The organism is Streptomyces sp. NPDC001604 (assembly GCF_042893475.1).
Classification (GTDB): Bacteria; Actinomycetota; Actinomycetes; order Streptomycetales; family Streptomycetaceae; genus Streptomyces.
On sequence record NZ_JBIAUY010000003.1, the window covers coordinates 146,376 to 164,930 of the forward strand.

Sequence of the window (18,555 nt, forward strand, 5' to 3'; positions counted from 1 at the left end):
CGTCAGGCCAGGCGGCGGAAGACCGGTTTCACCGGTCGTCCGCCCAGCCAGGGTGTGGGGTCACCGGCGTCCAGCGCCTTCCGGTACACCGCACATGCCTGGACCACCACATCGACGGTGTGATCGATGTCGGCTTCGCTGAGCGCGCTGCTCACCACGAACGACGGGGCGAGCACCCCGCCTTCGAGGAGCCGGCGCAGGAACAGGGTGCGGTACTCCTGCGACGGCTGCCCGTTCTCGTCGAGGGTGGCGAAGACCAGGTTGCTGGCCCGGCCCCGGACGACGATGTGCTCGCCGACCTCCATGCCGGCCGCGGCCTCGCGGACCCCGGCGGCCAGCCGCTCGCCGAGGGCGTGCAGCCGTGCGGTGACGCCCTCTTCGGCGTAGATGCTCTGCACGGCCATCGCGGCGGCCAGCGAGTGCGTTTCCGCACCGTGCGTGGTGGACAGCAGGAACACCCGCTCGCCGGAGTGGCGCAGCCCGCCGCGCTCCATCAGCTCGCGGCGCCCGGCCAGCGCGGAGACGGCGAACCCGTTGCCCAGTGCCTTGCCGAAGGTGGAGAGGTCGGGGACGACGCCGTACAGGCCCTGGGCGCCCGCCTCGGACCAGCGGAAGCCGGTGATCATCTCGTCGAAGATCAGCACGCAGCCGTGCCGGTCGGCCAGCTCGCGCAGTCCGGCGAGGTATCCGGGCGGCGGCTCGGTCTGGGTGGCGGGTTCGAGGATCAGGCAGGCGATCTCGTCCTGGTAGCGGGTGAGCAGTTCCTCGGTGGCGGCCAGGTCCCCGTAGGGGAAGGACACGGTGAGCTCGTTCGTCGTCTCCGGAATGCCGGCGGACATCGGCGTGGTGCCGATGAACCAGTCGTCGGTGGAGAAGAACGGATGGTCGGCGCAGAGGGCCACCCGCGTCCGGCCGGTGGCGGCGCGAGCGAGGCGCACCGCGGCGGTGGTGGCGTCGGAGCCGTTCTTGGCGAACTTCACCATCTCGGCGGTGGGCACCGTCGCCAGGAAGCGTTCCGCGGCCTCGACCTCCACCATGGAGGGCCGGACGAAGTTGCTGCCGCGGTCGATCTCCCGCCGTACCGCCTCGGTCACGCGTGGATGGGCGTGGCCGAGGCTGACCGAGCGCAGGCCGGAGCCGTACTCGATGTAGCGGTTGCCGTCGACGTCCCAGACATGGGCGCCGCGGCCGTGGCTGATGACGGGGGCCAGGTTCTTGGGGTACTGGTCGTCGCCCTTGGCGTAGGTGTGCGCGCCTCCGGGGATCATGGCGTGCAGGCGCTCGTTCGCCGCCCGTGACCGGGGCAGGACGAACTCCCCGGTCGCTTCGGTGTGTTCGGTGGTCAACCGACTTCACCCTTCCTGGTGCTTGAGGACCTCGGCGAGGCTCGGCGCCTCACGGTCCCGCTGGGACATCGACGTGACCGGCAGCGGCCAGGGAATGGCGAGTTCCGGGTCGTCGAAGGCGATCGTCACGTCCTCGGACGGATCGTGCTGACGATCGATACGGTAAGAGGTATCTGCGATTTCGGTAAGAGCCTGGAAGCCGTGGGCACACCCGGCCGGGATGTACAGGGTCTTCTGCGTCTCACCGGACAGCTCGAAAGAGGCCCGGTTGCGGTACGTCGGTGAGTCCGGGCGCAGGTCCACGACGACGTCGAAGATCTTCCCGTACGAGCAACGCACCAGCTTTGCCTCGCCCGCGCCGGAACGCAGGTGCAGGCCCCGCAGCACGCCCCGGACCGAGCGGGAGACGCTGTCCTGGACGAAGGCGTTCGGATCGAGGCCCACCGAGCGGACCACGTCGGCGTCGAAGGTGCGGCAGAAGAAGCCGCGTTCGTCGGCGTACGGCGTGGGCTCGAACAGGTACGCGCCGGCGATCTCCGGGACTTGGGTCGCTTTCATGGAGCCTTCCGCAGGGTGTGGGACTGGTCGGTCGCCGGGAACAGGGCCGCATTCAAGGCCGTGAACTGCTCGGCGAGTTGCTCTGCCGCGGCCTGGTTGCGCTCGGTGAGGACCTGCCGCAGCTCCGCCGATCGCTTCTCCAGCGTCCGGAACTGTTCGAGCAGCCGGTCGGCGTCGACCTCGCGCGCGGGGTGGCAGAAGGCGCCCAGGCCCATCCGGTCCATGAGTGCGTCGCTCTTGGCCGCATAGCTGAGGGCGAGCACCGGGGTGCCGGTCTTCAGCGCGCAGATCAGGTTGTGGTAGCGGACCGCGACCACGGTGTCGGCCGCCGCCATCTCCTTCATCAGGTCGGCCAGTGACGCCGGCTCGGCGGCGGTGACCAGAGGCGAGTCCACCGCGTCGAGGATCGCCTCGACCACCGCCACATCGCACTGGTCGCCGGTGAGCAGCCGGATGGGCCTGCCCTCCTCGACCAGCGTGCGGACGAACCGGATCGTCCCGTCGAGGTAGCGGCGGTGGATCTCCTCGGCCCGGGCGCGGTCGTCGTTTCCGCCGTGGAAATCCATGACACCGAGGCAGACGGTGCCCGGCGAGCCCGAGGGCGCGCTCGTCTGCGGCGTCGGCAGGGAGAACGCGAGGTCGGGGTAGACCTCGTCGCGTGCGGTGTCCACGCCCATCGCCCGCATCGCGTCCCGGGACTGGGCGTCGCGGTAGGAGCGGTACGCGGCCAGCCGCGCGGACCAGCGCACCAGGGCGCGGGTGGGCCGGTTGCGGATCTCGGCGGCGCCGACGCTGACCAGGGCGACCCGCGTGCCGAGCAGCCGGCCGCTCGCGCAGAGCAGGAACAGCGAGTACGGGAAGCCCCATGGCCGCAGCGGCAGTGTGGCCTCCAGGACGCCCATGCCCGGCACGATCACCACGTCGTGCCGGCGCACCCAGGCGGCGGTGCGGAAGACGTCGACGAGTTTGCCCAGGCCCTTCGACGCGATCGCGCCCGCCCGTGACGCGGTGCGGTACTCGGCGCGGTTCCAGTGCAGCCGTGTGGCGGGGATCCCGAACCGGGTCGTCACGGCCTCGGGTCCGCCGCACAGGGCGTCCACGACCGCGTCCGGGTGCTCGGTGCGCAGATATCCGAGTACGGCCTCCAGCGAGCCGTCGTTGCCGAGGTTGCCGGAGCCGAGGAGCCCGAACACGCCCACGCGTGTCGCCGTCGTCATGCCCGCCGCCCCTCGCGGCCCGCGACGAGGGCGTCGACCGAGACGCTGAGCGCGGCCGGGTCGACCGGCGCGCGGTCCTCCACCCGCTCGCCGGCACCGGGCCGGACCCGGCTGGTCATCCAGGCGCCCATGTGGCGGTAGCACTCGCGCCGGTCGGCCGGGGAGATCGGCGCCCGCCGGATCGCCGCGGCGAAGCCCCAGATGTACTCGGCGAGCAGCCGGGGCGTCGGGTGCAGCGGGCCCGCCCGGCGCGGGTCCAGGTTGACGCACCGGGCGCGCTTGGAGGGGTTCGCCCGCTCGGCGCGGTTGGGGTGGTCGCGGCGGAAGTACAGCAGCTCCGGCACCTGGTGGAAGCGGCCGTGCAGGGTGATCTCGGCGACGAAGGTGCGGTCCGCGTGGTGGTAGCTGTCGAGGGGCTTGACCCGGCGCAGCATGTCGGCCCGCATCACGCCGTAGAAGTCGTCGCCGCCCGGCTCGAACAGCAGGCTGCGGAAGCGCTCCGGTGCGTGCGGGGAGTCGGTGGCGAGCGTGTACTCGTAGGGCACCTTCACCTGGCCGTCGCCGTCAATCACGGCCTGGTCGGCGTGGGCGAGGATCACGTCGGGCTGCTCGTCGAGGGCCTCGATGCAGCGCCGGAGCAGGTCGCGGGCGTAGAGGTCGTCGTGCGAGGCCCACTTGAACAGCTCGCCGCGGCACTGGGTGAAGACGTAGTTGTGGTTCGGGGTGGCCCCGACGTTCCGGGGCAGCCGGATGTAGCGGATGCGGGAGTCCTGCGCGGCGTACTTGCGGCAGATGTCCTCGGTCCCGTCGGTCGAGGCGTTGTCGGAGATGACCAGCTCGAAGTCCTCGTAGGTCTGCCCGAGCAGGGCGTCGAGCGACTCGGCGAGGTACTGCTCACCGTTGTACACGGGCAGGCCGATGCTCAGCCTGGGTTGGGCGGTCATGAGGTCCTCACTTCGGGAACGGAGTTGTGGTCGCGCTCACGCAGGGCCGACCGCAGTTGCAGCCACCACACGGCCGAGCCGCTGAGGGTCGCGGCGGCGACACCCCAGGCCGAGCCGACCGTGCCGGCCACGGCAGCGCCGCCGAGCCCGCCGCCGACATAGCAGGCGGAGGCGAACAGCTGGCAGCGCAGGCTGCGCCGGGCCGCGCCGAGCGCGCGCAGCCCGGCCGCCGCGCCGGTGCCGAGGCCCGCGCCCGCGACACTGAAGGTGATCGCCACGATGAGGCGCGAGGAGGAGTGCCAGACGTCGCCGAGCGCGAGGTCGCCGAGCCGGTCAGGCATCAGCAGCAGGGCCCCGCCCCACAGGAGCGCGGCGGCGGCCTGTCCGCCGCCCAGCCGGAGGCAGAACGCGCCGAGGCGGTGCGGGGCCTGGCGCAGCACGCGTGCCGCCTCCGGGACGGTGACCAGCGACAGACCCATCAGCACGGCCAGGAACGGGCCCATCAGGAGCTCGGCGCCCCGCACCGCACCCACCGCGCCGACCCCGACGATCGCGCCGAGCCCGTACGCCCGCAGCTGGCTGGCGCCGCTGAGGCTGACGTTCTCGACCAGGTACCGGTAGCCGAGATCGCGCTGTTCGCGAAGCCACCCGCGGGCCTCGGTCATCCGGGGCCGGATGCCGGACTGGAGGCAGCCGTACGCGGCGGCCACGGCGGCGGACGCGCCCCAGGCGAGCACGAAGGCGGCCACGCTGCCCACATGGGCCGCGACGACCATGGCGGGGACGAGCGCGACGCCCCACACGACGTCGTTGACGAACGCCTTGCGCCCGTTGCCGGCGGCGAAGAACCCGAACCGCCAGGCGTCCTGCAGCAGCAGCCCCGGCATCATGACGCCGAGGCACGCGAACGCGGGCCCCAGCCGGCCGCCGAGACCGAGCCCGGCCAGCAGACACACCGCACCTATGGCGGTGCCGACGCCGAGTGCGGTCCCCGTGGAGCGGGCCACCGCGCCGCGCCAGGACGCGTCCGGGACACCGCTGAAGCGCACCACGAGCGGGTCGGTGGACAGGCCGCGCGAGACGTTGAGCACCACGCCGTAGGTCACCCAGGCCAGGCTGAACACGCCGAACGCGGTCACCCCCAGCGAGCGGGCCACGTAGATGCCCACCGCGAAGTTGGACATGCTGGAGGCCGCCTGGTCGGCCAGTCCCCAGGACAGCCGGCCGACCAGGGCCCGCTTGGCGGACCCGGCCGGTGCCGTCGTCTTCTCCCCCTCCATGGTCATCTGCGTCACGCCTTGATCAGTCCGGCGCCGTGCAGGGCGTCGGCCGCGGCGGCGACGGTGTCGAACGGCAGCCCGGACCGTTCGGCGACATCCAGCAGACTGTGCTCGCCGTCGGAGAGGTTGAGCACCCACAGCATGGCCATCTGGGCCTGCTTGGTGTCGCTGCGGCCGCCGAGCGCGTCGTACAACCCGCGCCGGCCCAGCTGCGGTTCGCCGTAGGGGCTGAGGTTGACATAGCTCCGGTTGCGGTCCAGGACGGCGAACGCCTCGCGGCAGACCGCGAGGGTGTCCGCCATCGCCTCCGGGGAGACGAAGTCCAGGTTGTCCGCCGAGGTGTGATACTCGGGGTAACCGGCGTACGGGGTCCGGGTGAGCGAGCCGACGCCGAGGTTGAACCCGGGCGAGCAGTACTGCCGCTCGTCGTAGCCGTACGGAGTGAACTCGTTGACGCGGTGTGGCCGTTCGGATGCGGTCAGGACGTGCCGCATCACCCGGTCGATCTCCGCGTCACCGCGTCTGCTCTGCTTGTACGTCAACTGGCCCCGGTCCCCGGCGCAGGCCAGCACGACGCCGTGCTTGACCCGCTCCACCCGCTCCGCGTTGCGGGCCAGCCAGGTGATCGCCCCGATGGTGCCGGGCGCAAAGATGAACCGGTAGGTGTAGTACGGCGTTTCCTCGGCGAGCGCGCGGGCCAGGAACGTCGCCACCGCGATACCGGCCAGGTTGTCGTTGGCCAGTGACGGGTGGCAGACGTGGCAGGAGACGATCACCTCGTCGGAGACCTGGCCGGGAACCACGTGCTCGGCGTAGGTGAGGTGGCCGTCGGCGAGCGTGGAGTCGATACGGACCTCGTACTCGCCGTCCGGCATCGCGTCCAGGGTCTCCTGGGCCAGGCAGAACCCCCACTCCAGCTTGTAGTAGCTGGTGCGGTACGGCACCAGGCTCGGCTGCTCCGGCAGGGTGTGCAGGTGTTCGCGCAGCTCGGACAGCGGCACGGTCGCCGACACCGGGACGCTGTAGCCGAGTACGTGCAGGCTGGACGCGGCGAAGTCGACGATCCGGTTGCCCGCGCTGTCGGCGATGTACGCGTCGCGGATGTTCCACTCCTGCGGCACCGTCCAGTCCAGCACCTGCGTCCCTGTCGGCACCTCGTGCACCTGCAGCGGCAGGTACTCGCCGACGATGTCCAGGGTGGCGCGGACACCGTCGCCGGTGATGCTCCGGCACAGCGGGTACATCCGCTCCACCAGGGCGTGCATCTCTTCGCCGGGATCGGTCATCGGCGCCACCGCAGGGTGTCGTCGACGGTGCCGGCCTCGGAGGCGGCGCGCAGCACGGCGAGCCGGGTGAAGCGCTGGTCGAAGTCCTCCTTGGTCAGGCCGAACTTCCGGTAGGCGTCGGCGAGTTCGAGCGCGCCGCGCTTGACCGACCACTCGATGTCGAAGCCGGGGATCGCGGCGCGGAACCGGGAGAAGTCCACGCGGTAGGAGCGCGGGTCGGCCCCGTTCTCCCCGGTGATCCGCACCTTCGCGCCGGGTACCGCCTCGGCGACCTGCTCGGCGATCTCGGCGACCGTGACGTTGTTGGTCTCGCTGCCGATGTTGAACGGCCGGTCGTGGACCGCCTCGCGCGGCGCGGTCAGCGCGGCCGTGAAGGCCCGGGCGATGTCGGCGGCGTGCACCAGCGGGCGCCAGGGGGTGCCGTCGGAGAGCACCAGCACCTCGCCGGACAACAGCGCGTGGCCCACCAGGTTGTTCAGCACGATGTCGGCGCGCAGCCGGGGCGAGTAGCCGAAGGCGGTGGCGTTGCGCATGTACACCGGGGTGAAGTCGTCGTCGGCCAGTGCGTGCAGGTCGTCCTCCACCCGCACCTTGGACTCCGCGTACGGCGTCACCGGGCGCAGCGGGGCGTCCTCGCCCACCAGGTCGTCGCCGCCTGCGGCGCCGTAGACGGAGCAGGTGGACGCGTACAGGAAGCGCCGCACTCCGGCGTCGCGCGCCAGCCGGGCCAGCCGCACGGAGGCGTGGTGGTTGATGTCGTAGGTGAGTTCCGGCGCCAGCGAGCCCAGCGGGTCGTTGGACAGCGCGGCCAGGTGGATCACGGCGTCCACGCCGGCCACGTGTTCGGCCGTGACGTCACGCAGGTCCACCCGGTGCCCCTGCGGGTCGGCGGGTGTCTCGCCGAGGACGGAGTCGGCGAACAGGCCGGAGTCGAGGCCGACGACCTCGTGTCCGGCTGCGGCGAGGACCGGGGCCATCACGGTGCCCAGGTAGCCCTGGTGTCCGGTCAGGAGTACGCGCATGGTTCAACCCCCCAGGTTGAGCGTGAGTTTGGTGACGGCGAACGCCTCGGCGTATCGCTCGTGGCATTCGATGCCGCGGATTCGTGCCAGCCCGAGGAAGGCTTCGCGGTCGTACCAGGGCCGGTGGCGCTGCGAGGCGTAGTGCTCCTGCAGCAGCCGTACCTTTTCCTCGGCGATCTCCGTCGACAGCGGCTGGTAGGCGGCCATGCGGCCGAGGTCGCCGTCCCATTTGACGATCTCGTAGCCGAGGACCAGGTGGTCGCGGAAGGCGGTGGGTATCAGCTGGGCCAGGCCGCGGTGGTCCTGGTGGGCGTCGTCGGTGCGCGGGGCGAGGACGAGATCCGGGTCGGTCTGCGCACGCAGTTCCTCGACCGCGGCCTTGGCCTCGTCCCAGTGCACGGGCAGCCGGCCGTCCGGCAGCTTGTGCACGGTCAGCCGCAGGTCGGCGCCCGGGCAGAAGGCGGCGAGCGCGGCCTGCTCCTCCTGCTCGCGCTCGCTGCCGCCGCCGGAGAGCACCAACGCGTCGACGCGCAGGCCCGGCCGCGCGTGGCACAGCGTCAGCAGGGTGCCGCCGGCGCCGATGGCGATGTCGTCGCAGTGCGCGCCCACGGCGACGATCCGGTCCAGGCTCCCGGTTTCGAGGCGGATCACGCGCGCACCCCGGCGTTGTCGTGTTCCCACACGGCCCAGGGACGGTCGCCGCGGGCGTAGGCCTCGTCGAGCGCGGCCCGCTCCTTGACGGTGTCGGTGGGCTTCCAGAAGCCGCGGTGCTGGTGTGCCACCAGGCGGCCCCGCTTGGCCAGTTGGGCGCAGCCGTCGGCGACCAGGTCCCCGTTCTCCGGGATGTGGTCGAAGACCTCCTGGCGGAGCACGAAGTAGCCGCCGTTCTCCCACAGCGGCATGTCGCTGACCGCGGTGATGCCGCCCACCAGGCCGTCCTCGCCCAGGTCCACGCAGTGGAAGGAGGACTGGGGCGGTACCACCATCATCGACGCGCCGGCGTCACGCCGGGCGAAGTTGTCGATCATGTCCGGCAGCGGGGCGTCGGTGAGGACGTCGGCGTAGTTGGCGAGGAACATCTCGTCGCCGTCCAGGTGGTGGCGCACCCGGCGCAGCCGCTCCCCGATGGGCGACTCGATGCCGGTCTGCGCGAACGTGATGGTCCAGTCGGCTATGTCGGTGGACAGCAGCTCGGTCTGGCCCTTGCGCAGCACGAAGTCGTTGGACGTCGTCTCCTCGTAGTTGAGGAAGAAGTCCTTGATGTGGTGGGCGCCGTAGCCGAGGCACAGGATGAACTCCTTGTGCCCGTAGTGCGCGTAGTAGCGCATGACGTGCCAGATCAGCGGCCTGGGGCCGACCATCGCCATCGGCTTGGGCACGTCGTCGGAGGTTCCGTTGCGCATCCGCATCCCGTAACCGCCGCAGAACAGAACGACCTTCATGCTGTGACCTCTTCCGACGCGGCCTCGACGATGATCAGTTCCGGGATGGGGAAGACCAGCCGGCCGCCCCACTCGTGCACGTAGGACAGCTGCTCGACCAGTTCGGCCCGCAGGTTCCACGGGAGGACGAGGACGTAGTCCGGTTTGTCGACGGCGATCTGCTCGGGCGCGAGGATCGGGATGCGGGTGCCAGGGGTGAACCTGCCGTGCTTGTACGGGTTGCGGTCGACCGTGTACGCGAGCAGGTCGGGCCGGATGCCGCAGTGGTTGAGCAGGGTGTTGCCCTTGCCGGGGGCGCCGTAGCCGACGACCGTCTCGCCGCGCTCGGCCGCCTCGATGAGGAACTTGAGGAGATCCCGGCGCACCTTGGCGACCCGGGCGGAGAACTCGGTGTACCCGGACAGTTCCTGCAGCCCGGCGGCCTTCTCCCGGGCCAGCACGTCGGCCACCCGCTGGGTCGGCTCGCCGGCCACCTCGGCCGGCCGGGCCCACAGCCGGATGGAGCCGCCGTGCGTGGGCAGCAGCTCGACGTCCACGAGCGCGAGTCCGCCGCTGGCCAGGGCCTGGATCGCGGAGGCGACCGTGTAGTACTGGAAGTGCTCGTGGTAGATCGTGTCGTACTGGTTCTCCTCGATCAGGGTCAGCAGGTGCTGTACCTCGATGGAGACCCAGCCGTCGTCGGCGACCAGGGCGCGCAGGCCCTGGGTGAAGCCGACCACGTCGGGGATGTGCGCGTACACGTTGTTGGCCACGACCAGGTTCGCCGGGCCGTGCTCCTCGCGGACGGCCGCGCCGGTCTCCGGGCTCAGGAACTCCGTGAGCGTGGGCACGCCCTTGTCCCGTGCCGCCGCGCCGACGTTCACCGACGGTTCGATGCCCAGGCAGCGGATCCCGCGGTCCACCACGTGCTTCAGCAGGTACCCGTCGTTGCTGGCGACCTCGACCACGAAGGCGTCAGGTCCGAGACCCACGCGCTCTGCGGCGTCGGCGACGAACGTGCGGGCGTGCTCCACCCAGGAGGTCGAGTACGAGGAGAAGTACGCGTACTCCTTGAAGGTCTCCTCCGGCGTGATCAGCGGCGGGATCTGCGCCAGCCAGCAGTCGGTGCAGACCCGCAGGTGCAGCGGGTACGCCGGTTCCGGCTGGTCGAGTTGGTCCGCGGCGAGGAAGCTCTCGCATGGTGGCGTCGCCCCGAGGTCGACGACGCTGGCCGTCGCCTCCGAGCCGCACAGTCGGCATCGTGTCATCTGCTGTTCCCATCCCCCCTGCTCGCGCGGATGTCCCCGCCGCGAGTCTGTGCTGACCGCCCCGCGATCGCGGTGCGGTACTCATCAACCAGGCGGTCGAGGCCGACCGCCGGGCTGAAACCCTGTTCGTAACGGAGCCGGGCCGCTCGGCCCATCTCCCGGTTGTGGTCCGGCTCGGCCGCGATCCGGCGGATGCAGGACGCGAGCGAGGCGGACTCCCCCGGCTGGTGCAGCAGCCCGGTCACGCCGTCCTCGACGAGTTCGACGAAGGCGCCGTGCCCGGCCGCGACGACCGGGACCCCCGCCGCCATGGCCTCCACGACCACCAGGCCGAACGCCTCCAGCCAGGTCGAGGGAGCCACCACGGCGACCGATTGCGCGATGGCCTTCTGGCACTCCGCCGTGTCCAGCAGGCCGACGTAGCGCACGTCGTCCCGGCCCGCCGCCCAGGCGGTCACCTCCGGCTCCAGCGGCCCGGTGCCGGCGATCACCAGCGGCACGCCCACACCGCCGCTCGCCGCGAGCTCGTCCCACGCGGCCATCAGCAGCCGTACGCCCTTGGCCTCCGCGAGCCGGCCGAGATAGAGCAGATGCTCGCCCTCGCCTGCTCGACGGTCGCCCGGGTCGGGCACGAAGTTGTGCTTCACCGCCAGCCGTTCGGCCGGCATGCCGGCCCGCACCAGGGTGTCGCGCTGCGCCGCGGAGATGCAGAAGAACCGCTCCACGCCGGACCACCAGCGCCGCCGGTTGGCCGACAGGCTGACCGCCAGCGGCACCGTCGCCAGGCGCGAGCCCCGGTAGCAGCCGTGCCGGACGGCGGGCAGCGGCAGCGCCGATCCGACGCACTCGGTGCACGGCCGCCCGTCCCTTTGCAGCGTGCCGGGCGGGCAGACCTGGGTGTAGTTGTGCAGCGTGGCCACTGCGGGCACGCCGGCGTCGGCGCAGGCGGCGAGGACCGCGGGCGACAGGAGCGGGAAGACGTTGTGGACGTGCACCACGTCCGGCCGCTCGCTGCGCAGCCTGGCGGCGAGTTCCGTGCGGACCGCCGGGTTCCACGGCACCCGTAGGGGCACCGCGACCTTGCCGAGGAGGGACATGGCGCCGATGTCGTCGCTGCGCCGCTCGAACAGCTCGACCCGGTGGCCGCCCTCGCGCAGCAGTTCGACCTCCTGGTCGACGACCTTGTTCTCGCCGCTCGGCTGTGCCGAGGCGTAGCGGTTGTGCACCACGAGGATGTGCATGCTCAGGTCGCCTCCGATCGGCGGGCCCAGCGCGGGACGCGCTGTCGCGGGAGTTCCGGTGTGGAGAGCCGGGGGACTTCGGGCGTCGGGAGGACGACGGCCTCGGCGGGTGCCGCCAGCAGTGAGGCGGCCAGGGCCAGATGCAGCAGATACGGCGAGGCGTCACCGAGACCGGCCTCCGTGTAGGAGGCCATCGCGCAGTAGGTGATCAGGAAGATCGCGCAGGCCCGCTGCAGCGACGGCGGCCGGAGCAGCGCGACACCGCCCAGCACCACGATGATCACCGCGACGAGGGTCACGCCGATCAGACCCTGCTCGTTGTAGACGGCCAGCCAGCTGTTGTCGATCGGCAGCCCGCCGAACGACTTGTCGCCCAGGCCCACGCCGAACAGCTGCTCCGAGGTCGAGCGGGGCGCGGACAGCAGGGCGTCCCAGACCTTGGCGCGGCCGGTGAGGCTGGAGAAGTTCTCCTTGCTCTGTCCGCGCAGGAACCACGACTGGAGCATGGAGGCGAACCCCACCGCGGCCACCGTGGCCAACAGCACCGCCCAGCTGAAGAAGCGGCGGGCGGCGGCGCTGGTCAGCAGGAGCGAGCCGATCGCCAGCACCAGCCCGACGATCAGACCGAGCGTGGCCGTGCGGGTATGGGTCAGCGCGAGCAGCACGAGGGACGGCACGATGATGACCGCCGCGCTCTTCTTGTCGGTCCGGCGGCCCAGCAGGAGCAGCACGGTCAGCCCGATGATCACCGCGGCGTACTGTCCGATCTGCGGCGGGGTGAGCGGCCACAACGCGCCGACCAGGCGCCCGCCGTAGAGGTCGGGCAGGGCCGCGCCCGGAGAGACGGCCAGGCCCGCGGCCACCGATCCGAGCACCGCGAAGTACATCCGGATGTGGTGCCGCACGAACGTCAGGCCGCCGTTCCACCAGCGGGTGAGCAGCCACAGGGTGCCGACGAAGAGAGTCAGCCGGAAGCAGCGGAACAGCGCGCCGAAACCGGACTCCAGATTCGCGCTGGAGATCACGCTCGACACCAGCAGCAGGGTGAGCAGGAGCACGTAGGCGCTGGGCCGGATCCGCAGCCGGAGGTTGACCGCGAGCGCCAGGGTGAACGCGGCGACCAGGGCGCCCATCGTGACCATCTGGATGAGGGAGCGGGGCAGCGGGACGATGGTCTTCGCCCCGGCGGAGCCGAGCGTGTTGAGGATCAGCAGTCCCCAGACGATCCCGATGATCCTCGGTGTGCCGGCGGGGCGCGGTTGGGCGCCGGACAGCGTGCTCATCTCAACCACCGGCCTGTCCGCTGATGGTGCTGCCCGCGTCCTGCTGGTAGGGCGCGCCCTGCCAGCCCGGGAAGTCGAGGACCTTGCTGGGGTCGTGGACGACGAAGGCCCACGGCCCGACGTAGACGTTGTCGTGCCAGCGGTTGTGCTGCTTGAGGGTGATCGCGTCGGCCACCTTCTCGCCCTTGTAGGGCGACCAGTCCGGATAGGTGCCGTAGTTGGAGAGCACGGCCATGCGGTCGCACTTCGTCGTGCACTTGAGGACGGACTTGTCCAGCACGAAGCGGTTGTCGTGGATGTCCACCCGCTGGGTCTTCCACCGGCAGTCGGCGTAGAGCGGTGCCTTGGTGATCGTCGACTTCGTGCAGCGGCTGGTCTTCTTCACCAGCAGCGTGCAGTCGCCGGAGGAGGTGTTGGCCGGGCTGTTGCAGAACCGGTCGGCGTTCTCCCACAGGGTGATCCCGGACCAGTTGTTCTCCATCAGGTTGCCGTAGATCTCGATCTTGTTCGTGCGGGCTTTGACGCGTGGTTCGCCACCGGACTCGGACAGGTAGATGGTCGCGAACGGGAAGGTGTCGCCGCGGGCGGCTGCCTTGCGGCCCTCGACCCAGTTGTTGCGCCGGATCGTGTTGTTGCGGATGACCGCGTTGTAGCTGGTCTCGTAGATCAGCGCGGCGCCGTCGTTGGCCTCCAGCACGTTGTCCTCGATGCGGAAGTCGTTGTTGTTGGTGTCCGCCCACAACCCGGTTCCGCGGTTGTCGTGCACCCAGTTGCCGCGTACGTCGGCGCCGTCGACGGCCCAGAACTTGATGCCGCCCGTGCAGCCGCAGCCCTGCTGCCGCCGCTCCCAGTCGCCGGTGTTGTTGCCGACGATCTCGTTGCCCTCGACCACCAGGCCGCTGATACGGCCGCTGCCCTTGTAGGCGTTCATGCCGTACTGGCCGTTGGCGCGCAGGCAGTTGCCGCGGACCTGCTGGCGGGCTCCGGCCATCAGCCCGGCACCCAGGTTGTTCTGGATCGTCGAGTGCTCGATCACCCACCCGTCGGCCGAGTCGTGGTTGACCACGCCCTCGTTCTGCGGCGGCACGAAGCCCTGCACGGTCAGATAGGCGATGGTGACGCCTTCGGCGGTGCCGGCGAACGCGTACTGGTTGGTCTTCCGGCCGTCGAGCACCGCGCCGGGCGCGCCGAGGTAGCGGTCCCCCTTCTTGGGGATGACCTGGGCGTACCGGTCGGGGTCGAGCCGGTGCTTGCCCGGTCGCAGCCAGAACGTGGTGTTCGGCGGGTTGTCCTTGGTCTTCGCCGCCAGGTCACCGACCTTCGCGGGGTCGACCGTCACCGCGCCCGCCGGTGCCTTCGCCGGCCCGGCCTCGGGCTTGGCGCACACCCGGGCGACGTCCGTGGACCGCGCCCCGGACGTGGTGGGCGCGGCGGTCGTCGTCCTCGCCTCGGCGGGCTGTGTGCCGTCGCAGCCGGTCAACGCCAGCAGGGCCAGCGTCAGCGGTGCCGCCGCCCACGCCCAGTGCCGCCTCTTGATCCCCACGTGCCCCCCTACCCGCGGAACCTGAGCACGGTGGTGAAGCCCTCCGTGCCGTCGGTGAAGCCGGTGCCGACCAGGGTGGTGGCGGGTTCCTTGCGCCCGAAGCCTGCGGAGTACCAGCCCAGCGGCGGCTCGGTCTCGCCGCGGTGCGCCTGCCAGGACAGCTGCCCGGGCAGGTCGAGCACCGCGGAGCGGTCCTCGCCGTCCCGGGTCCAGGTCAGTTCGGCCCGGTTGTCCACCAGGTCCGCGGTGATCGCCGGGCCGAGGTGGAAGGCCAGCCGCACGGCCCCGCCCGGGCCGCGCACCTCGTCGACCACCCTCAACTCCCGGCTTTCGGCGGTGAGTTCCACCTGGCGACGGTGCACCGAGCCCTGGTAGCCGTCGTGCTCCGCGCTCCAGCGGGCCGCCCCCTCGCCGGACGTCTCCGCGACCAGTACGCGGGTGTCGGCGTGCCGGGTCCACAGGAACGGGCCGCCGGAGACGGACTGGTCGGCGCCGTCCAGTTCGAGGGTGTTGTGGCCGAGGGTGGAGCGGAAGTACTGCCGCCACTCGGGCTGCCCGTGGTAGCAGTACGTGCCCGGGTCGGCGAGCACGTCGACACCGTCGTGGCGGACCTCCACGGACAGTGCGTCCGCGTGGGCGTGCGCGGCGATGGACAGGAAACCGTGCGGGCCGCCGTCGCAGCGGCACCAGATCTCCTCCGGGCCGCGCAGGATGGTCATGCCCGCGTCCGCGAAGTGGGCAGGCCTGCTGTCCGGGCGGGACACGGCCGGTCCGGTTCCGTTTTTCTCGTACGGCCGGATGAGCGCGGCCAGCAGCGGGGTGCGCACATCGGTGCCGGTCACCGTCGGCCACCAGTCGAGCCGGCCGAACACCGCCTCCCCGGTGGACAGCAGCGAGCCCCAGCGGTCGGTGCCCTCGCCGTCCAGGATCAGACCGTGCCCGTCGTCCGCGTCGCCCTGGCGCGGTGGCCGCAGCCGGTTGTCCACGACCGCGGCGAGCGCGTCGGTCATCCGCAGCAGCACCAGGCGGACGGTCGCGGGGACCGGCACGCCGGCGGCATCGGCCTCGGCCACGGCGGCCAGACCGAGTTCCAGCACCAGGCCGTGGTACTCGGAGGCCAGCTCGCGGTTGAGGCCGGAGAGGAAGGTGTTGCTGCGCAGATGCCGGTCGAGCGAGCGCAGGGCGTCGGTCCGCCAGCGCTCCGAGGCGGGGAACCAGTCGAACGCGCAGGCCGCGGCGAACTGTCCGGCAGCCTCGGCGATGACGTGGTTGTTCGCCGACGATCCCCGGCTGGGGAAGGCGGCCAGCCAGCGCTGGTGGTGCCAGATCTGGTTCAGCGCCACCGGGTTGTCCTCGAACAGATCGGCCGCACCCGGCCAGCCTTCCAGCAGCCGGCGCACCCACACCCACGACAGCAGCCGGATGCCCAGCTCGATGCCGCTGATCCAGTGGACGCCGCGCAGCGGCGGGTTGACCTCCCACCACGAACGCAGGTGCGCGGCCACGCGCTCGGCGTACCGCTCGTCCCCGGTGATCGCGTAGGCGGCGGCGAGCTGGGTGAGGTGGTGATGCCGGGACAGCTCCCAGATCTGCTTGATGTCCCCGACCGCGTCCTCGCTGCGGTACGGCACGTCGAAGGCGTAGCCCGACGGGGTCCGGCGCCCGGTCTTGGGGTCGTACCACCAGTCCGGGTCGACGAGGTCGTCGCGGGCCACCCCGAAGTACTCGACGTGCCCCTCCATCAGCCGGTCCGCCTCGGCGACGAGGCGTTTCGCGGCGTCCGACGGCACCGCGGCGATCGCTTCGGCGGGCAGTACCGCGATGAACCGGGCGCCGGTCACGCTCGGGCAGGCCGGCGGCGTCGCCCGCCACCGCCGTCGGCGTACCGTGTCGCCCACCCGGCCCGCGACCTCCTGCGGTCCCATCCGGGACAGCCGTCGCAGGTACCAGCCCGCGCTCATGGTCATCGTGCGTTCTCCAACGTCACCGGCGCGCCGCCGGCCAGGCCGGCCTGCACGGCGAGGGTGGCCGCAGTGGTGGCGACCAGGGACTGCAGCGGCACCGGCATCGGCCCGCCGGTCCGCACGGCCTTGATGAACGCGGCCAGTTCGGCGTTCTGGCCCTTGTCGCGGGCCTTGGGCAGCCGTGAACTGACCCACTTCTTACGGCCGTAGACCGAGGCGCGGACGAAGTCGTCGAGGCGCAGCACCTTGCCGTCGGCGACCAGGTCGAGCGTTTCCTTGGGGAAGCCGGGGGCGCCGGTGGTGACGTAGCTGATGGTGGCGGTGGACCCGTCCGGGTAGCGCAGCACGATCTGCAGGTCCTCGTTGCCGGACGGGGCGACCGCGTAGACGGAGACCGGGTCGGCGTCGAGCAGCCAGCTCGCCGTGTCGATGAAGTGGCCGCCCTCACCGGCGAAGCGTGAGCCCTCGGTGCCCTGCTGGAGGTACCAGCTGCCGTGCTGCAGTTGGCCCGCGTTGACCAGGTAGCGCAGGCTCGCCGGGCCGCTGCGGGTGCCGAACTGCTTCCTGGCCTCCTGCAACAGCGGCGCGAAGCGGCGGTTGAAGCCGACCTGCAGCCGGTCGTTGCCGGACTCCTCCACCGTCGCGAGCACCCCGGCCAGCTCGTCCTCGGTGAGGGCCAAGGGCTTCTCCACGAAGACGGTCTTGCCCGCCAGCAGTGCCTTGCGGGTCAGGTCGGCGTGCGAGCTGTGCCGCGTGACGACGAACACCGCGTCGATGGACTTGTCGCCCAGCACGGCGTCGAGGTCGGTCGTCGCCTCGGTGAAGCCGAACTTCCGCTGCGCGTTGGCCGCGGACAGCGCGGTCGTGGTGACGACGGTCGACAACTCGACGCCCTCGCGCTGTGCCAGGTGCGGCAGCAGCATCGACGTCGCGTAGTTCCCTGCGCCGACGAACGCCAGCTTGACCGGTGTCCTGGCAGAGCGGGCCGGGTTCGGCTTCACGCTCACCGTGGGCACCGCGACCGCCGGGGCCTTGGCTTCCCCGGCTTCCTCCGCCTGCTCGGGGTAACGGAACAGCGCGGTGATGGCCTTCAGCTCGCCGTCCTTCAGGCGCTGGTAGGTCTCGACGGCGTCGTCGAAGTCGGCGACGTGGGAGATCAGGGGCTCCACGTCGATCTTGCCGCGGGCGGCGAGGTCGAGGAAGCAGGCCAGGTTGCGGCGCTCGGTCCAGCGGACGTAGCCGATGGGGTAGTCGCGGCCCTCCAGCTCGTACTCCGGGTCGTAGCGTCCGGGGCCGTACGAGCGGGAGAAGCGGACGTCGAGTTCCTTCTCGTAGTACGCGTTCCACGGCAGGTCGAGGCGGCACTTGCCGATGTCGACGACCCTGCCGCGGTCGCGTGCCAGCTTGGCGGCCAGCTCGACGGGCTGGTTGCTGCCGCCGCCGGCGGCCAGGTACACCTGGTCCACGCCGTGGCCGTCGGTGAGTTCGGCGACGGCGTTCTCCACGGCGGCGGAGGCCGGATCGCCGCAGGCTGCGGCGCCCAGGCGCTCGGCGAGTTCGCAGCGGGCCGGGTCGGGGTCGGCGCCGACGACGCGGACGCCGGAGGCGGCCAGGAGCTGCACCACCAGCTGCCCGATCAGGCCGAGGCCGATGACCAGGGCCACCTCGCCGAGCTGCGGCTCGCCCTGGCGGACGCCCTGCATGGCGATCGACCCGACGGTGCCGAAGGCCGCGTGCTGTGGCGCTAGGCCGTCCGGCACCGGGACGTAGAGGTTCTTCGGCACCCAGTTGAGCTCGGCGTGCAGCGCGTGCTCATTGCCGGCGCAGGCCACCAGGTCGCCGACCTTCACGTCGTCGATCCCGGCGCCGACCTGCTCGACCACCCCGCACAGCGAGTAGCCCAGCGGTGTGTAGGAGTCCAGCTTGCCCATCACCTTGCGGTAGGTGGCGGGCACCCCGTTGGTGGCCACGCTCTGCATGACCTTGGCGACCTGGTCCGGGCGGGAGCGGGCCTTGCCCAGCATCGACATGCCGGCCTCGGACACCTTCATCATCTCGGTGCCGGTGGAGATCAGCGAGTAGGCGCTGCGGACCAGCACACCACCCGGCTTGCACCCCGGTACCGGAACGTCGAGCACCGCCAGCTCGCCGCTCTTGTAGTTCTGTACTACCTGCTTCACCC

Annotated in this window: 15 protein-coding genes; all 15 read right to left on the bottom strand. The window is 71.4% G+C overall.

All coding sequences use genetic code 11. The features are described 5' to 3' along the window. Window positions 1-2 precede the first annotated feature (2 nt). From ACFY1E_RS10220 to ACFY1E_RS10290, 15 genes are read right to left on the bottom strand one after another with little or no spacing between them, the layout of a single operon-like run. Window positions 3-1,346: a glutamate-1-semialdehyde 2,1-aminomutase gene (locus tag ACFY1E_RS10220; protein WP_389073649.1), complete on the bottom strand. Its 1,344-nt coding sequence runs from the start codon at window positions 1,344-1,346 to the stop codon at window positions 3-5. A gap of 6 nt (window positions 1,347-1,352) precedes the next feature. Beyond that, window positions 1,353-1,904 (bottom strand): dTDP-4-dehydrorhamnose 3,5-epimerase, encoded by a 552-nt coding sequence (rfbC, locus tag ACFY1E_RS10225; RefSeq protein WP_389073652.1) that lies wholly within the window; start codon window positions 1,902-1,904, stop codon window positions 1,353-1,355. After that, window positions 1,901-3,121 (bottom strand): polysaccharide pyruvyl transferase family protein, encoded by a 1,221-nt coding sequence (locus ACFY1E_RS10230; RefSeq protein WP_389073654.1) that lies wholly within the window; start codon window positions 3,119-3,121, stop codon window positions 1,901-1,903. Before ACFY1E_RS10230 ends, rfbC begins: the two co-directional genes overlap by 4 nt. After that, the gene (locus tag ACFY1E_RS10235) at window positions 3,118-4,065 is read right to left on the bottom strand and encodes a glycosyltransferase family 2 protein (RefSeq protein WP_389073657.1); all 948 of its coding nucleotides are present in this window, start codon (window positions 4,063-4,065) and stop codon (window positions 3,118-3,120) included. Before ACFY1E_RS10235 ends, ACFY1E_RS10230 begins: the two co-directional genes overlap by 4 nt. Then, the gene (locus ACFY1E_RS10240) at window positions 4,062-5,351 is read right to left on the bottom strand and encodes a hypothetical protein (RefSeq protein ID WP_389074876.1); all 1,290 of its coding nucleotides are present in this window, start codon (window positions 5,349-5,351) and stop codon (window positions 4,062-4,064) included. Before ACFY1E_RS10240 ends, ACFY1E_RS10235 begins: the two co-directional genes overlap by 4 nt. A gap of 5 nt (window positions 5,352-5,356) precedes the next feature. Beyond that, window positions 5,357-6,640 (bottom strand): DUF4910 domain-containing protein, encoded by a 1,284-nt coding sequence (locus ACFY1E_RS10245; RefSeq protein ID WP_389073659.1) that lies wholly within the window; start codon window positions 6,638-6,640, stop codon window positions 5,357-5,359. Beyond that, complete coding sequence (locus ACFY1E_RS10250; RefSeq protein ID WP_389073662.1) at window positions 6,628-7,653, bottom strand: NAD-dependent epimerase/dehydratase family protein; 1,026 nt, start codon at window positions 7,651-7,653, stop codon at window positions 6,628-6,630. Before ACFY1E_RS10250 ends, ACFY1E_RS10245 begins: the two co-directional genes overlap by 13 nt. Before the next feature lie 3 nt (window positions 7,654-7,656). Beyond that, window positions 7,657-8,304 (bottom strand): PIG-L deacetylase family protein, encoded by a 648-nt coding sequence (locus ACFY1E_RS10255; RefSeq protein WP_389073664.1) that lies wholly within the window; start codon window positions 8,302-8,304, stop codon window positions 7,657-7,659. After that, window positions 8,301-9,095: a glucose-1-phosphate cytidylyltransferase gene (locus ACFY1E_RS10260; protein WP_389073667.1), complete on the bottom strand. Its 795-nt coding sequence runs from the start codon at window positions 9,093-9,095 to the stop codon at window positions 8,301-8,303. Before ACFY1E_RS10260 ends, ACFY1E_RS10255 begins: the two co-directional genes overlap by 4 nt. Further along, the gene (locus ACFY1E_RS10265; protein ID WP_389073670.1) at window positions 9,092-10,342 is read right to left on the bottom strand and encodes a methyltransferase domain-containing protein; all 1,251 of its coding nucleotides are present in this window, start codon (window positions 10,340-10,342) and stop codon (window positions 9,092-9,094) included. Before ACFY1E_RS10265 ends, ACFY1E_RS10260 begins: the two co-directional genes overlap by 4 nt. Next, window positions 10,339-11,583 (bottom strand): glycosyltransferase, encoded by a 1,245-nt coding sequence (locus ACFY1E_RS10270; protein WP_389073672.1) that lies wholly within the window; start codon window positions 11,581-11,583, stop codon window positions 10,339-10,341. Before ACFY1E_RS10270 ends, ACFY1E_RS10265 begins: the two co-directional genes overlap by 4 nt. A gap of 2 nt (window positions 11,584-11,585) precedes the next feature. Then, window positions 11,586-12,866, bottom strand: a complete 1,281-nt coding sequence (locus ACFY1E_RS10275; RefSeq protein WP_389073675.1) for an O-antigen ligase family protein — start codon at window positions 12,864-12,866, stop codon at window positions 11,586-11,588. A 1-nt stretch (window position 12,867) separates the two neighbouring features. Next, a complete protein-coding gene (locus tag ACFY1E_RS10280; protein WP_389073677.1) occupies window positions 12,868-14,409 on the bottom strand; it encodes a right-handed parallel beta-helix repeat-containing protein in 1,542 nt (513 codons plus the stop codon). Between the two features lie 8 nt (window positions 14,410-14,417). Further along, the gene (locus ACFY1E_RS10285) at window positions 14,418-16,376 is read right to left on the bottom strand and encodes an alginate lyase family protein (RefSeq protein WP_389073679.1); all 1,959 of its coding nucleotides are present in this window, start codon (window positions 16,374-16,376) and stop codon (window positions 14,418-14,420) included. Further along, window positions 16,373-18,553, bottom strand: coding sequence for a bi-domain-containing oxidoreductase (locus ACFY1E_RS10290; RefSeq protein ID WP_389073681.1), 2,181 nt, complete (start codon window positions 18,551-18,553; stop codon window positions 16,373-16,375). The genes ACFY1E_RS10285 and ACFY1E_RS10290 overlap by 4 nt, the downstream gene beginning before the upstream one ends. Window positions 18,554-18,555: the final 2 nt, after the last annotated feature.